A 13,108-nucleotide genomic window follows, 5' to 3' on the forward strand; every position below is an offset into this window, starting at 1 on the left:
GTTATTTACCGTTAATAAGTTTAGCCATTGTAAATGCCGCCCCGGCAGCCAAAGCACCAATAACCACTACTTTTAAGGCACCCGCAAATGCAGGCTGCCCCGTCATTCGGCTCTTAAAATAGCCAAAAATAAACAGGCAAAGCACCGTAACTATACATGAATATCCTAATGCAGTTTGCGCATTGCTGATGAAAAGGTAAGGAGATAGCGGAATAATGCCACCAATTATATAAGAAACGCCAATTGTAAACGCACTTCTGGTAGCACGGTTGGGGTTTGGCTCTTCAAGCCCTAATTCGTAGCGCATCATAAAATCTACCCACTGCTTTTTGTCCTTTGCCAGTTCGTCTGCTATCTGGTTTTGTAAATGTTCAGACAAACCAAAACCGGCAAATACCTCTCTCACTTCAATTTTCTCCTGCTCAGGCACACGCTCTATCTCTTCATACTCCCGCTTTAACTCCGACCGGTAATGGTCGGCCTCGGTTTTACCGGCCAGGTATCCGCCTAAACCCATAGCTATTGAGCCGGCAACAATCTCCGCAATACCAGCGGTTACAACCAGGCCTGAAGAACTGATGGCGCCGCTCAATCCCGCTGCCAACGCGAATGGGACGGTCAACCCATCAGACATACCGATAACGATATCTCTGATGATTTCTGAGCCGGTAACATGATGCTCAAGGTGCATATTCCAATTATTTAATTTTCATAGCTAAGGTAACAATATTGGAGTTTAACCCGTTAGACCTGGTATAGTGCCCCGCCCTTATTTCGAGCGAACTGAAATGCTGCCAGCCAAAAACGCCTTTAGGCGGCGAAAGCCGAATATTAGCACCAAAGAAATTACTGGAAAGGCTGGAAAGGTCGTAATCGCTTGTGTAATATTTTTCTTCTGGACTGTGCTGCCCGTAAGGCGCAAAATAGCGTGTTCCCTGCTGATCTGTAAACCTGTAGTAAGGGCTGACAGATACAAATGAGGTTAGTTTTACGGGCACTTCCAATTCGGCGGTGTTTGCCCTGATACCCCAGTTATCTGTATAATAACGGTAAAAAGCACGAATGATGAACCGATCATCAAGAAAGTAATTTAATCTTACCGCTATAGGCAATTTATAACGGCTGCCTGGCAAGATTTCTACCCGCTCATTAAAAATGTTGTTGGCTGGCCCTACACCGGTAGCAAAATTGCTGTTAAAATATACCCGCTGATATTGTGTAGCCAATAAACCCTTTTGGTACGAAGGCTCAATAATAATGGCGGCCTGCAGCCGTGTGCTAATTACCTGTGATAAAGAAAACAAAGTACTAAAGGAGTTCCGTGGCTTATGATTGATTGTACCGCTACCCCTGTCATCGCTTTCAGAGCCCGAGCCGTAATCTGCCGGCCGTAATTCAACAGGCAGAATCACTTTCCATGTATCAAAAAAAGCCTGCGCCTTAAAATCAAATTGGGTATTTTTATCTTTGGATAAACGTGTTAAGTTTATCGCAGCACCAAACGACTGGTAATCATATTCCCGCGAATACGAACCGGTTAGCCCGAAAGCATTTCCGGTTTTATCATTTGACATTGTCCAGTTGAACGACGGGTATATACGGGTATCCTGCATGGAAGCGGAGGATACGGTATAAGGGTCAATTTTATCGGAAGAGGCTGAGGTGTAGTGGTCTACTCCCAATTCAAATAAAAAGGTATGCTTTTTACCGCTTGCACCGTACTTAGACATTTGCAGGTCGAAGGTATTGGCAAAGTCCGTGAGCTTTTCGGTTCCTATTCCACCGGTAACGGCAGAGTTATTCCCATCCTGATGATAATACGCCGATACCACATTAATTTCGTCTAACTTTAGTTTACGGGCTTCGTAATTACTGCTATCTTTAAAAGTAGCTTGTGGCCGGGTTTGCGCATGCGATACCACTATGCCTAAATACAAAGCGGCGATGCATAAATACATTTTCCTCATGTTGCTCTCTTAATTAGTTACAACCACAGCCACCGCCACTTTTGCCACCATTGGCACCTGATGCGCCTTCGCGGTACAACTGGAAACTTTGCTCAAACTTTTGCGACTTACGGGCCGTAAGATCCATCTCTGTATCATTTAGGCGGTTCTTCTGATAAGCCTTAACAGACGTGCAGGAGGGCAGGATCAAAGCCAGGCCTAAAGCAGTGAGCAATGTCCTTATAGTGGGGTATTTCATCGTAATTATTTAATGTTAATATTTTTTGAACAGAAGGCCTGGTTATTATCATTTATGATAACGCAGCCCATATGTGGCAATTGATCAATAAGGTTGAGGCCCACCTTTACCCCCATAACCATAACCGGTGTTGCCATCGCATCGGCCAGTTCGGCACTGGGGCATATAATGGTTACGCTTTTGATACCGGTAACAGGTAATCCTGTTTTAGGATCTATCGTATGCGAATATTTCTTTCCGTTTATTACAGCATACTTTTCGTAATTGCCCGAGGTAGCTACCGCCATGTTGCTGATATTTAAAGTAGAGAATGGAGATTGGGTTTGATCAGGGTCTGCAATGCCGATGGTCCATTGACGGCTATTAGGCGGTGTGCCCCAGGTAACCAGGTCACCTGCAGCGTTAACAATGCCGCTAATTACACCCCGCTGCTGCAAAACCGCACGAGCCCTGTCGGCAGCATAGCCTTTCCCAATTCCGCCGAAACCAATACGCATACCCTTCTCTTTCAAGTAAACGGTACAATTGGCTGCATCCAGTAAAACGTTGTTATAATTGATCAGCTTAACCGAGCTTTTGGCGGTTTCCGTATCCGGCAAAGCCTTCATGTTTACATCAAAGTTCCACAGGCTCTTATCAATAGAACCATAGGTGATATCAAAAGCGCCCTGGGTAAGTTTTGATAATTTTAAGGAACGGCTGATCAGGTCAAACACCTCCTGGTCAATCTTAACAGGTGCAATGCCGGCATTCCGGTTGATAGCCTGGGTTTGGCTATATTCATTAAAAGTGGTCAGTAGCTTTTCAATCCGGCTTATTTCGGCAACGGCAGCATCTATATGATCGTTCGCTGCATTTTCATCATTATCAACCACGCTGATGCCGAAACGGTTGCCCATTAACTTTAAGCTGCACTGATAAAGCCTCCCATCCAGTGGTTTTTCAATGTTGTGCATGGATGAATGGATCTATCTGCGCAATAAAATTTGCGGTTGATACATTAGGGAAGCCGTCCCATTCTTTCAATACCCTGCCATTCTCATCAACCAACAATGTATAGGGGAATTTTCCATCGGCGTTATACTTATCGGCCAGTGCTTCGTTTCGTTTTACCTGAGCCTTATCTAACTGGTTTTTCTTTTGACGCGGAAAATCGGCACGTACCAATACAAGGTGCTCGGTCGCGTACTGATCAAATTCCGGGGTTTCCAATATCTCCTTACGCAAACGGATACATGGCCCGCACCAGTCGGATCCGGAAAAATTGATCAAAATGAGCTTATGCTCTTTTGCAGCCTGCGCTTTGGCAGCATTAAAATCTCCCAGCCAGCCTATATTTGCAAATGCAGCTAAAAGGATAAATGCTAATATTTTCATCTTTATATGATTAACTTTCACTGTCCTACCTGTAGAACGAAGACAAGTTAAAGCTCAAAACTGTATTAAAACTGAAGTTGAAGAGTTCTACCAAGTTTGCAAGCACTCATTAAAAGCTTACGTAGTGGTAGCTATCGTTAAGACTGTGAGGCGAAAACTTATATGATTCAAAACAAAAAAGGCTGCGAATACAGCCTTTGAAAGTGTTCCCGACGAGATTCGAACTCATATCAGCTGAACCGGAATCAGCCATTCTATCCATTGAACTACGGGAACTTTAGACAGCAAATATAAAGGAATTTCCAATGTGTCAATCTGTATTATGATAATAAGTTAATACAAACCGGACCCATAAACTAAAATTCGGGTATTCGGCTGCAGCTATCCTTTAACACAGCAATGACCGCCTTTTGTTATATGTTCAATCTCGGGAACACACGTATAAATAAAAACTGCCTGAATTAATATCAGGCGGTTTTATTTATGAGACTGATGATAAATCGCGAATAATATTACTTCTGCAATGCAGGCTGCAAGTGCGTAGTTATGGCGATGCGGTTCCAGCCGTTGATGGTGATGATAGCCATAAGCACTTGCCCCAGATAGTTTGCTCCCAACACATCTAAAGCCCTGTTATAAGTGTCATCACTTACGCCGCCTTTACTTATCAGGGTAGCTTCTTCGGTGAGCGCTAAAATGGCCTGTTCCTTTTCATCAAAAAAAGGCGTATCCCTCCAGGCGCTAATGGTGTATAGGCGTTGTTCAGTTTCGCCTAATTTGCGGGCGTCTCGGTTATGCATATCCAGGCAATAGGCACAGCCGTTTATTTGTGATGTACGGATCTTGATCAATTCTTTATGTACGGGCGCAAGTTCGGTGCTGTTAACATAAGCTTCAAGCGCGGCCATTGCTTTGTATGCTTCAGGTTGGGTCTGTAATAAATTAACTCTTTTCATGATGTTGTTTGTTTATTTGATATCACAAAATTGCATACAAACATCCCCTCAAAAAATGAACTGAGTTTAAGAAAAGTCCGGAAGTTCTTAGTCGGAAGTCCGAAGTCAAAGACTGACAATTAAACTCCAGATTTTGACTTAAGACCTGGAACTTGCTACTTACACCTTCTTTCCTCTTATCCTGCTTAAAAACTGCGGGGTAAAGCCCAGGTAAGAGGCCAGCATGTATTGGGGCACACGCTGTACAAAATCAGGAAACATGGCGGTAAAATAGCGATAGCGCTCTTCATCTGTTTGATTGAAGATAAAGCCAATGCGCCGCTGGGCCGCTACGTAGGCACGTTGCATCATTATCCTGAAGTAAGTTTCCAGTTTGGGAACCTGCTTTAACAAAGCATCCTTGTATTTTGCATGCAGCAACAGTACTTCAGAGGCTTCGATGGTTTGAATATAAGTAGTTGCCGGCACCTGATTGGCCAAACTGTCCTGATCGGCAATCCACCAGCTTTCAAGGGCAAACTGCACAATTTGCTCGTTCAGTTTGGCGTTAACATAATACTGCCGTAAAAGCCCTGTTAAAACAAAGTATTCCCCTTTGCAGTGTTTACCCGGCTCCAGTATGATTTCCTTCTTTTTGAATCTTTTAAACTCCATCGCGTCGCAAACAACTGTTTGCTCATCGGGCGTTAGCTGCACATGGCGCTGTATATGGTCAATAAGCTGATTATACATCAGGGCAGTTTAAATTTAAAACTGAAATGCACCTTTTTACCGGTTTGCGTTTGATCGGTAATCGTCTCGCCATCTACCTTGACATAAGTATGCAATTTACTTTGTGGCGTAGTTTGCGGCAGCTTCACATCTACAGTAAAAGTTAGCTCCTTGTCGCCTGGCATGGTATATAGTTTATTAAGCGTGCCGGTATATTTTTCCTCTATAAACTTATTGTTGGGGCCCATATACGTTATTTTTGCAGTAGTACCCACAGGCACCTCGGTTACATATTCAACCTGGTAACTATCTTTTTTGGGTTTTTGCAACAACCCACGGTTCATGTTATAAACGGTATAACTGCAACTGCTTAAAATAAATGCGATAAAAGGCAGGTAAAGAATCTTCTTCATGCAACTAAAGTATAAAAGCAGGGGCATTAAACAAACTGTAAAAAAATAACACCTGCTTTTTTAGGCAGGTGTTAAATACTTCTTACTTTAATGCCTCGGCTGCATAAGCCCGGCATTTTTTTACTTCTGCTACAGCGTCCGAGCCGCCGGGTATATTGTACTCTAACTCTATAGTTGCCGGAAACTTGTACCTGTTCTTTTTCATCAACTGCAGTACTTCTTTTATCGGTGTATCACCTTCGCCCCATGGCGCGTTAGGCCCGTCATGAAACTTACGGTCTTTAATGTGCATACTGGTGATACGGTCATGATATTTTTCAATAAAAGGAACAGGGCTGCTGCTTGTACCTGATGCGTAATGGCCAATATCCAGGTTAATGCCATTGTATTTTGATTGACTGAGCGCGGTGTCCCACAAAGTAGGGGTTGCCTGTGTATGCGCATGGTAACCCACCATCATTTTATGTTTTGCAGCCAGGTCACCCAGTCGCTTGGTTTGCGCTTCATCCGGCAATTCAACTGTTACATGGCTGCAGCCAAGCGCTTTGCCGGCATTAAAGGCGTACTCAATCTCGGCATCGGTATTTTTGGCGCCAAGCGCATTTGGTTTCCATGCATAAATGGTTACGCCCGCCTCGTTAAACATTTTGCGCAGTTGTTTAAATTTATCCATCGATACAGAGCCGCGCCATTCGGCCAGCTTAGGCGCAAATTCTGCCCATGCCTGGCTTCCCTCGCGTTTAGGAGCACCAGCGTAAGCTTCTGCAGGATCGCCCATCAACTCTATGGCATTAATATTACACTCAAGGCAGTATTTAAGCAGATCTTCAACCGTACCCGGCATACTACGAAACGAGTAAGTGATTACCCCTATTTGTACACCATTGATCAGCGAATTTGGTTTATCTGCATTATTGAAAAATGAAGATGCTACTGAGGCCTTTGATGCCAGCAACAAACCGGCAGAAGCTGCAGCGCTTATTCCAATAAACCTGCGCCTGGTTAAGTAGTGCTTTTCCATAAGTTATTTTGATTAATGAATTGGTTAAACCAAAGTTATCAAAATAACCTTCGTTACCAAGTGCCTATCAAAAGTGTTACTTATTCTGCTGCGGCAAGGTTACTTCAAAATTGGCACCGTTGCCCGGCTGTGAATATATAAGCAGGGTACCGTTTAACGAGTCGACCAGGTGTTTCACAAGGGCCAGGCCAAAACCATATCCCTGCTCGCCCGCCGTGCCGCCGGTTGTATTTGCTTTGCCGCTTAAAATAGCGTCTATAGTTGCCTTATCAAGCCCAACCCCGGTATCTGTTATGTTGATCTGCAAGGTATTGTGGCTCTCTTCTATTTTCAAACTCAGGTCTGCTGTAACCTTACCACCTGCAGGTGTAAATTTAATGGCATTTGAAATCAGATTACCCGTTATCTGCAATAGCTTATTTTTAGAAAAAGGTATAGTAGCCGAATTTACTGACGTATTTACAACAAAGTCGATGCTCTTATTACGGGCTTGCGGCAAATAAAGCTTTTCAAGTTTATCTTTTAAAACCAAAAGGTTAAACTCATCAGTCTTCAGTTCGTGTTTTGGCGCTTCAACACTTAGTATTTCATCAGCAAGTTCAAGTAACGACCGCCCGCTGCGTTGTATCAGATTGATAAACTCCAGCACCTCATCTATTTCATTTTCGTGCCCCTGCTCGCTTATTACCTGGGCAAGGCCAATAATACCGCCAAGCGGACCCCTTATATCATGTGCAACTCTTTTCTTGGTGTCGTCGGCTTCCTTTAACTTATTTTTAAGGCTGCCAATCAACTTATGAGCATTTAAACGGTTTATAATTTCATTGCCTATGATCTTCAATAACTCTACTTTTTCGGGCGATAGTGTTTTGATATCCTTATCAAGCACACATAAAGCACCTATATTATGGCCTTCCTGGGTTTTAAGGGGTACTCCCCAGTAATATCTAACATTCGGGTTGCCGGTTACATAAAATTTATCTTTAAAGCGCTCGTCGCTGGTCAGGTCACTTATTTCAAACGGCTGGTCGCCTGCAATGGTAAACTGGCAAACCGACTCCTCGCGCGGCATTTGCTCAATATCCAGCCCATGGTTAGTTATGCTCCATTGTGTAAATGAGTCGATCAAATTAACAAGAGATATTGAGGTACCGGCAACTTTCGCTGCCAATTTAGCCAGGTCCTTAAAGCTATCCTGGAAGCTGGTATAATCAAGGTCGTAATCAGAAAGGTTAATTACCCTTTCCATTTCATTATCAGGGATCGGATTGATATTCATATCGTAAAAGTAATAGTTTACAATCTCTGCTATAATGCAAACAAACTTAATTTTAACTAAAATTTATGGGTATGGTTTTGATATTCAAACAACCTTAAGTTGTCAAAATGTTTACTACACCGATTAGGGCAATAATAAACCTTCGTTATCCTTTAACGCGACACCTGATATCTGATGCCTGAATGCTTCCTGAATAAGGTAAAATATTTTTGTTGCTGCTGCGGCAAGAGATAAGCCGCCCAAACGGATATTTGATATGCAATTCCGGCTGTCATCCGTAAGGCCCGGGCGGGGGTTATAGGTCAGGTAAGCACCCATACTGTCTGCTGCGCTAAGACCGGGGCGTTCGCCAATAAATACGATACATAACCTTGCATTAAGCTCATAAGCAATATCATCACCTATGGCTACCCTACCCTGCTGTACCAGGCATACAGGCGAAAGCGTTAAGCCTGAATTGATAACCTTGGGAACAAGCAATTGTAAAAGCGGAATTACATTTTGATTGATAGCTATGGCCGATAAACCATCTGCAATGATAATGGCTATATCTCCGCCGCTTATCTGGTCTGCAAGCCGGTTCAGCGAGGCCTCGTCAGGTTTCCTGCCCCAATCCGGGCGCTGCAGATATTCGGCCCGGTTAGCCGCCCGGCTATGCAACTGCAAAACCGGGCGGTGAAATTGCGCTAATTCCTCTTCCAGCCTTTCTGTGTCCATAACCGCGTATACAGCATCGCGGGCGTGCGCATGTGCCATCTTAAATGCCAGCGAATGCCCGGTAGGTATGGCTGTACCTACGCTGCCTATACCAATACGGGCAGGTGTAAAATCACCCGGCCTGTTAATATGCGCTTCGTTACCATCAAATAACTTTAGCTTATCCATGCATTGCTCATTTTTTTTAGCAGATTATCCGCTTTTACCAGCCTGCGGCTGCCGTTCTCGTTAAATAACTCCTGTTTAATAAGCCAGGCTTCAAACTCCGGCGAAGGCCTTAAGCCAAGCACTTTTCGTAGATATAAGGCGTCATGAAAAGAGGTTGACTGGTAGTTCAGCATAATATCATCGCTCCCTGGTACGCCCATTATAAAATTACAACCGGCAACGCCAAGCAGGGTAAGCAGGTTATCCATATCATCCTGATCCGCCTCGGCATGATTAGTGTAACATACATCCATGCCCATGGGCAAGCCCATCAATTTCGCACAAAAATGGTCTTCCAGCGCGGCCCTAATGATCTGTTTACCATCGTACAGATATTCGGGGCCGATAAACCCTACCACTGAGTTAACTAAAAGCGGACTGAACTTTTTGGCAACAGCATAAGCCCTTGCCTCGCATGTTTGCTGATCGACGCCATGATGTGCGTTTGCAGATAGTGCGCTGCCCTGTCCGGTTTCAAAATACATCACATTACAGCCTACTGTACCTCTCTTTAGTGAAAGTGTGGCTTCATAAGCTTCCTGTAATAAACTCATGCTGATACCGAAACTTGTATTGGCTTTTTGAGTGCCCGCGACAGATTGAAAGCAAAGATCTACAGGTGCGCCCTCATTTATCAACTGCAAGGTAGTAGTAACATGGCTAAGTACGCATGATTGTGCCGGGATCTCGAATTGCTGCCTTAAATTGTCTATAAGCGTTAAAGCTTTTAACACAGCGGCCGGATTATCGGTGGCCGGGTTTACACCAATAACTGCATCGCCGCCCCCATAAAGCAAACCTTCGATCATGCTTGCCGCTATGCCAAGCGGATCATCTGTTGGGTGGTTTGGCTGCAAGCGGGTAGAGAAACGTCCCCTTAAGCCTATAGTATTACGAAAGCGGGTTACTACAAGGCATTTTTTTGCAACGGCAATCAAATCCTGGTTACGCATAATTTTTGAAACAGCTGCCAGCATCTCGGGCATCAATGCGGATGAAACGCTTTGAAGTACGGCTGTATCAGTTTCTTCCAGTAAGAGCCAGTCGCGCAGCTGGCCTATGGTAAAATGGCTTATCTGCTTAAAGCCATCGGCATCATGACCATCAATGATCAGGCGTGTAACCTCATCTTCTTCGTATGGAATAATGACCTCATTCAGAAAGTTTTTTAGTGGGACATCGGCAAGAGTTATCTGGGCGGCAACGCGCTCCTCATAGGTTTCGGCGCTGAGCCCTGCAAGCGCATCGCCTGTACGAAAAGGCGCGGCTTTGGCCAATAAGTCCTTTAAGGTGTTAAAACGGTAAGTCTTAGAGCCGATAATGTGCTGGTAAGGCATGCCGAAATTGTTTTATGTGCCTAAGATAGCTAAATATCGGCTTAAATGAAGCTTTGGTTTGTTTAAGCTTATGTTAAAAAAAACGGCCACCTTAGCAGGAGGCCGTTTGATCGCATTTATATATAACCCTAAACCTAATTAGTGACTACTACTTTAGCGTTAACCATATTACTATGAAAAGTGCAATGGTAAGTGTAGGTGCCTGCCGTTGTAAAGGCATGCTTGTAAGTGGCAGAAGTTGCCAGGCTTCCGCTGTCAAAAGCACCGCCATCATCAGTAGCTGTATGCGGTGCTGAATCGGCATTGGTCCAGGTTACGCTTTTACCGGCCTTTATAGTAACCGTAGCAGGAGAAAAGGCAAAGTTTTTAATCTCAACAGTAGCATCGCCGCCGGCAGTATTGCCCGGGTTATCAGGTTTTTGGGGTTCGGGAGAATCGCTGCCAGATTTTGAGCACGCTGCAAACGTAATTACAACAATCGCTATGATAAGCGAGATACCTAAAAAATACTTTTTCATATCAAAATGTTTGTGTGTCTTTTGATATGGTTACGCCACAACTATAGCTAATGGTTGCCCCGTAGTAAAATTATTTTAGATAAGCTCACTTATCCCGCCCGCTGTTTCATCAAGCAACGCATCATTTGTTATTTTAACTTTATGCTTGCCCAACATTACAAATATGGCTGCGGCCAGTATTAAGCCGGCAAAGAATATGAGGCTAATGGTAAAATTGTAATAGACGATGGCCACCATGCATACTACAGCAATAACCAAGGCTACCGCCGGAAACACCGGATAAAAAATTGCCGGAAAAGGCCGCTGCATTAACGGCTCTTTTTTACGCAGCACAAACAAGCTTATCATAGCCATTACATACATTACTACAGCACCTAATACCGATAAAATAATTATCTGACCGGTTGTACCTGTAAAAAGCGCAATAAAGCTGATAACCCCGCCTGCTAAGATTGCCCAATGGGGCGTTTTGAATTTTTTATTTACCGTTGATAACCCTTTAGGAAGATAACCTGCCCTGGCCATGGCAAATACCTGCCTTGATGATGCCAATATGGTACCATGAAAAGAGGCTATCAGCCCGAACAGCCCTATGCTGGCAAATACTTTTGTTAACCCGCTGGCCTTACCCAATACTATGCCAATTGCCTCTGGCAGCGGGTAATCTATACTGGTAAGCTTGCGCCAGTCGGTAATGCCGCCTGTTAATATCATTACACTTAAAGCAAGCAGTACAAGCGTTATCAACGCAGAAATATATCCTCTCGGGATGTTCTTTTTAGGATCTTTAACTTCCTCGGCCACCATGGCTACACCTTCTATAGCCAGGTAGAACCAAACTGCAAAAGGCAGGCCCGCAAATACACCGCTCCAGCCAAAAGGCATTGGGTTGGCTGTAAAGTTGTCTATTTTGAACGAGGGGCCAATAATGCCTATGTAAACCAACAATTCAAATACGGCCAAAATGGTAATAAATACAGAGAAGTTGGCCGATTCCTTTACTCCTGAAATATTGAGTATAATAAATACAACGTTAAAAAAAAGAGCTGAAGGCAATACCCCTATCTGCGGATGCAAAAAGTGCAGATAAGCGCCCAAAGAAAACGCGATAGCAGGGGTAGCAAACAAAAAATCTATCAGGGTGGCGTAACCGGCTATCAACCCTGCAAAGGGCCCCATTGCGCGGTATGCATAAGCAAATGCCCCCCCGGCATGGGGTATAGATGTGGTTAATTCTGTATAGCTGAAAATAAAGGTTACATACATTACGGTTACCAGTAACGTAGCGATCAGGAAGCCGATGGTACCTGCCGCCCCCCAGCCCAGGTTCCAGCCAAAATATTCGCCGGATATAACAAGCCCTACAGCAATTGCCCAAAGGTGCACCGGCTTTAAAACCTTTTTTAACTGCTGGCCGGCAGCGCCGTTTTCTGATATTTCCTGCGATTTTTCCATCGCTTTAAATTACTTATTAAAAATTCAGAAACTAAAACTTCTAAATTAAATCAAATTGATAAATAAGCATATAAAGCTTAACAGCATTATACATCATCTGCATTTCATAAAAATTTTAACTTTTATTAGCTATTACTTAATGTGAGCGGTTTTCGTATTTTTGCGCTCCTTTTAATTTATATAGTGACGGCTAAACGTAAACCATCTGTTAAACAAGTATGGGTAGCTGCTTTGCAGTCGCCCAAAAAGCGTGATAAACTGCTGATAGGCTCATTTATTATCACCATCATGCTTTCGGGGATGCCGTTCTTCTTTAATTATATCCAAAACAGGCAGGGTATTGTGTTGAACGACTGGCTGCTGGCCAAAATACCTCCGTACGATGTATCTATTGTTATTTTCGCACTTATATGGGGTATGGGGCTGCTTATACTGGCGCGCGCGTTATACAATCCGGTCATTTATATCAACTACGTATGGTCGCTTATTTTTGTTAATCTTGCCCGGATAATAAGCATACTTACTTTCTCACTCGACCCACCTAAAGGGCTTATTCATCTGATAGATCCTATTACAGGTGTTTTTTATGGCAATGTGGTCATCACCCGCGACCTGTTTTTCTCGGGCCACACATCAACTATGGTGCTTATTTTTTTATGCCTCGAAAAGCGTAACGATAAGATACTCGCCTTTATCAGCGCTATTGCTGTAATGGCGCTGCTATTGGTTCAGCATATACATTATACCATTGATGTTATTGCTGCCCCGCCTATGGTTTACCTGATATATGTTTTGGTTCGCCGGGCTTTAAAGCTTGATAAGCTTAAAAATAACGAGAACTGATCATCCTCGATTAAACCAAGCCGGTTTAAAGTAAGTCATATATATTATATTTATTAAAAAAAAGCATAC

General features: G+C 43.6%; 15 protein-coding genes and 1 tRNA gene. 1 reads left to right on the forward strand and 15 read right to left on the reverse strand.

Annotated features, from left to right (window positions below):
- Window position 1: 1 nt before the first annotated feature.
- The 15 genes from ACFQZX_RS02450 to eat all read right to left on the reverse strand — a co-directional run bounded on the left by ACFQZX_RS02450 (window position 2) and on the right by eat (window position 12,196).
- Window positions 2-691 (reverse strand): VIT1/CCC1 transporter family protein, encoded by a 690-nt coding sequence (locus ACFQZX_RS02450; protein WP_377111037.1) that lies wholly within the window; start codon window positions 689-691, stop codon window positions 2-4.
- 7 nt (window positions 692-698) lie between these two features.
- Window positions 699-1,958, reverse strand: coding sequence for a DUF3570 domain-containing protein (locus ACFQZX_RS02455; protein ID WP_377111038.1), 1,260 nt, complete (start codon window positions 1,956-1,958; stop codon window positions 699-701).
- Window positions 1,959-1,980: 22 nt separating this feature from the next.
- Window positions 1,981-2,205, reverse strand: coding sequence for a DUF4266 domain-containing protein (locus ACFQZX_RS02460; RefSeq protein WP_377111039.1), 225 nt, complete (start codon window positions 2,203-2,205; stop codon window positions 1,981-1,983).
- Between the two features lie 5 nt (window positions 2,206-2,210).
- On the reverse strand, window positions 2,211-3,161 hold the full coding sequence (locus ACFQZX_RS02465) for an FAD:protein FMN transferase (protein WP_377111040.1): 951 nt from the start codon (window positions 3,159-3,161) through the stop codon (window positions 2,211-2,213).
- Window positions 3,148-3,582: a thioredoxin family protein gene (locus ACFQZX_RS02470; RefSeq protein WP_377111041.1), complete on the reverse strand. Its 435-nt coding sequence runs from the start codon at window positions 3,580-3,582 to the stop codon at window positions 3,148-3,150. Before ACFQZX_RS02470 ends, ACFQZX_RS02465 begins: the two co-directional genes overlap by 14 nt.
- A 204-nt stretch (window positions 3,583-3,786) precedes the next feature.
- Window positions 3,787-3,858 (reverse strand) — tRNA-Arg (locus tag ACFQZX_RS02475).
- A 236-nt stretch (window positions 3,859-4,094) separates the two neighbouring features.
- Window positions 4,095-4,538 (reverse strand): carboxymuconolactone decarboxylase family protein, encoded by a 444-nt coding sequence (locus ACFQZX_RS02480; RefSeq protein ID WP_377111042.1) that lies wholly within the window; start codon window positions 4,536-4,538, stop codon window positions 4,095-4,097.
- Between the two features lie 159 nt (window positions 4,539-4,697).
- A complete protein-coding gene (locus ACFQZX_RS02485; RefSeq protein ID WP_377111043.1) occupies window positions 4,698-5,270 on the reverse strand; it encodes a Crp/Fnr family transcriptional regulator in 573 nt (190 codons plus the stop codon).
- On the reverse strand, window positions 5,270-5,662 hold the full coding sequence (locus tag ACFQZX_RS02490; protein ID WP_377111044.1) for a hypothetical protein: 393 nt from the start codon (window positions 5,660-5,662) through the stop codon (window positions 5,270-5,272). Before ACFQZX_RS02490 ends, ACFQZX_RS02485 begins: the two co-directional genes overlap by 1 nt.
- An 82-nt stretch (window positions 5,663-5,744) precedes the next feature.
- On the reverse strand, window positions 5,745-6,683 hold the full coding sequence (locus tag ACFQZX_RS02495) for a sugar phosphate isomerase/epimerase family protein (protein WP_377111045.1): 939 nt from the start codon (window positions 6,681-6,683) through the stop codon (window positions 5,745-5,747).
- Between the two features lie 76 nt (window positions 6,684-6,759).
- On the reverse strand, window positions 6,760-7,962 hold the full coding sequence (locus ACFQZX_RS02500; RefSeq protein ID WP_377111046.1) for a GAF domain-containing sensor histidine kinase: 1,203 nt from the start codon (window positions 7,960-7,962) through the stop codon (window positions 6,760-6,762).
- Between the two features lie 123 nt (window positions 7,963-8,085).
- Complete coding sequence (gene eutC / locus ACFQZX_RS02505; protein ID WP_377111047.1) at window positions 8,086-8,847, reverse strand: ethanolamine ammonia-lyase subunit EutC; 762 nt, start codon at window positions 8,845-8,847, stop codon at window positions 8,086-8,088.
- Entirely contained in the window at window positions 8,835-10,223 is a 1,389-nt protein-coding gene (locus tag ACFQZX_RS02510) for an ethanolamine ammonia-lyase subunit EutB (protein ID WP_377111048.1), read from the reverse strand. The genes eutC and ACFQZX_RS02510 overlap by 13 nt, the downstream gene beginning before the upstream one ends.
- A gap of 134 nt (window positions 10,224-10,357) precedes the next feature.
- Entirely contained in the window at window positions 10,358-10,741 is a 384-nt protein-coding gene (locus ACFQZX_RS02515) for a cupredoxin domain-containing protein (RefSeq protein WP_377111049.1), read from the reverse strand.
- A gap of 75 nt (window positions 10,742-10,816) precedes the next feature.
- Window positions 10,817-12,196 carry an ethanolamine permease gene (gene eat, locus ACFQZX_RS02520; RefSeq protein WP_377111050.1) on the reverse strand — a complete coding sequence of 460 codons (1,380 nt, stop codon included), beginning with the start codon at window positions 12,194-12,196 and terminating at the stop codon, window positions 10,817-10,819.
- Window positions 12,197-12,379: 183 nt separating this feature from the next.
- Here eat and ACFQZX_RS02525 point away from each other — a divergent pair, with 183 nt between their 5' ends.
- On the forward strand, window positions 12,380-13,039 hold the full coding sequence (locus tag ACFQZX_RS02525; RefSeq protein WP_377111051.1) for a phosphatase PAP2-related protein: 660 nt from the start codon (window positions 12,380-12,382) through the stop codon (window positions 13,037-13,039).
- Window positions 13,040-13,108 lie beyond the last annotated feature (69 nt).

The organism is Mucilaginibacter litoreus, from assembly GCF_042676805.1.
GTDB classification, from domain to species: domain Bacteria; phylum Bacteroidota; class Bacteroidia; order Sphingobacteriales; family Sphingobacteriaceae; genus Mucilaginibacter; species Mucilaginibacter litoreus.

Bases quoted from the DNA above. Each gene is read 5' to 3' on its own strand.
- ACFQZX_RS02450 (WP_377111037.1), bottom strand. From the start codon at position 691: ATGCACCTTGAGCATCATGTTACCGGCTCAGAAATCATCAGAGATATC.
- ACFQZX_RS02455 (WP_377111038.1), bottom strand. From the start codon at position 1,958: ATGTATTTATGCATCGCCGCTTTGTATTTAGGCATAGTGGTATCGCAT.
- ACFQZX_RS02460 (WP_377111039.1), bottom strand. From the start codon at position 2,205: ATGAAATACCCCACTATAAGGACATTGCTCACTGCTTTAGGCCTGGCT.
- ACFQZX_RS02465 (WP_377111040.1), bottom strand. From the start codon at position 3,161: ATGCACAACATTGAAAAACCACTGGATGGGAGGCTTTATCAGTGCAGC.
- ACFQZX_RS02470 (WP_377111041.1), bottom strand. From the start codon at position 3,582: ATGAAAATATTAGCATTTATCCTTTTAGCTGCATTTGCAAATATAGGC.
- ACFQZX_RS02480 (WP_377111042.1), bottom strand. From the start codon at position 4,538: ATGAAAAGAGTTAATTTATTACAGACCCAACCTGAAGCATACAAAGCA.
- ACFQZX_RS02485 (WP_377111043.1), bottom strand. From the start codon at position 5,270: ATGTATAATCAGCTTATTGACCATATACAGCGCCATGTGCAGCTAACG.
- ACFQZX_RS02490 (WP_377111044.1), bottom strand. From the start codon at position 5,662: ATGAAGAAGATTCTTTACCTGCCTTTTATCGCATTTATTTTAAGCAGT.
- ACFQZX_RS02495 (WP_377111045.1), bottom strand. From the start codon at position 6,683: ATGGAAAAGCACTACTTAACCAGGCGCAGGTTTATTGGAATAAGCGCT.
- ACFQZX_RS02500 (WP_377111046.1), bottom strand. From the start codon at position 7,962: ATGAATATCAATCCGATCCCTGATAATGAAATGGAAAGGGTAATTAAC.
- eutC (WP_377111047.1), bottom strand. From the start codon at position 8,847: ATGGATAAGCTAAAGTTATTTGATGGTAACGAAGCGCATATTAACAGG.
- ACFQZX_RS02510 (WP_377111048.1), bottom strand. From the start codon at position 10,223: ATGCCTTACCAGCACATTATCGGCTCTAAGACTTACCGTTTTAACACC.
- ACFQZX_RS02515 (WP_377111049.1), bottom strand. From the start codon at position 10,741: ATGAAAAAGTATTTTTTAGGTATCTCGCTTATCATAGCGATTGTTGTA.
- eat (WP_377111050.1), bottom strand. From the start codon at position 12,196: ATGGAAAAATCGCAGGAAATATCAGAAAACGGCGCTGCCGGCCAGCAG.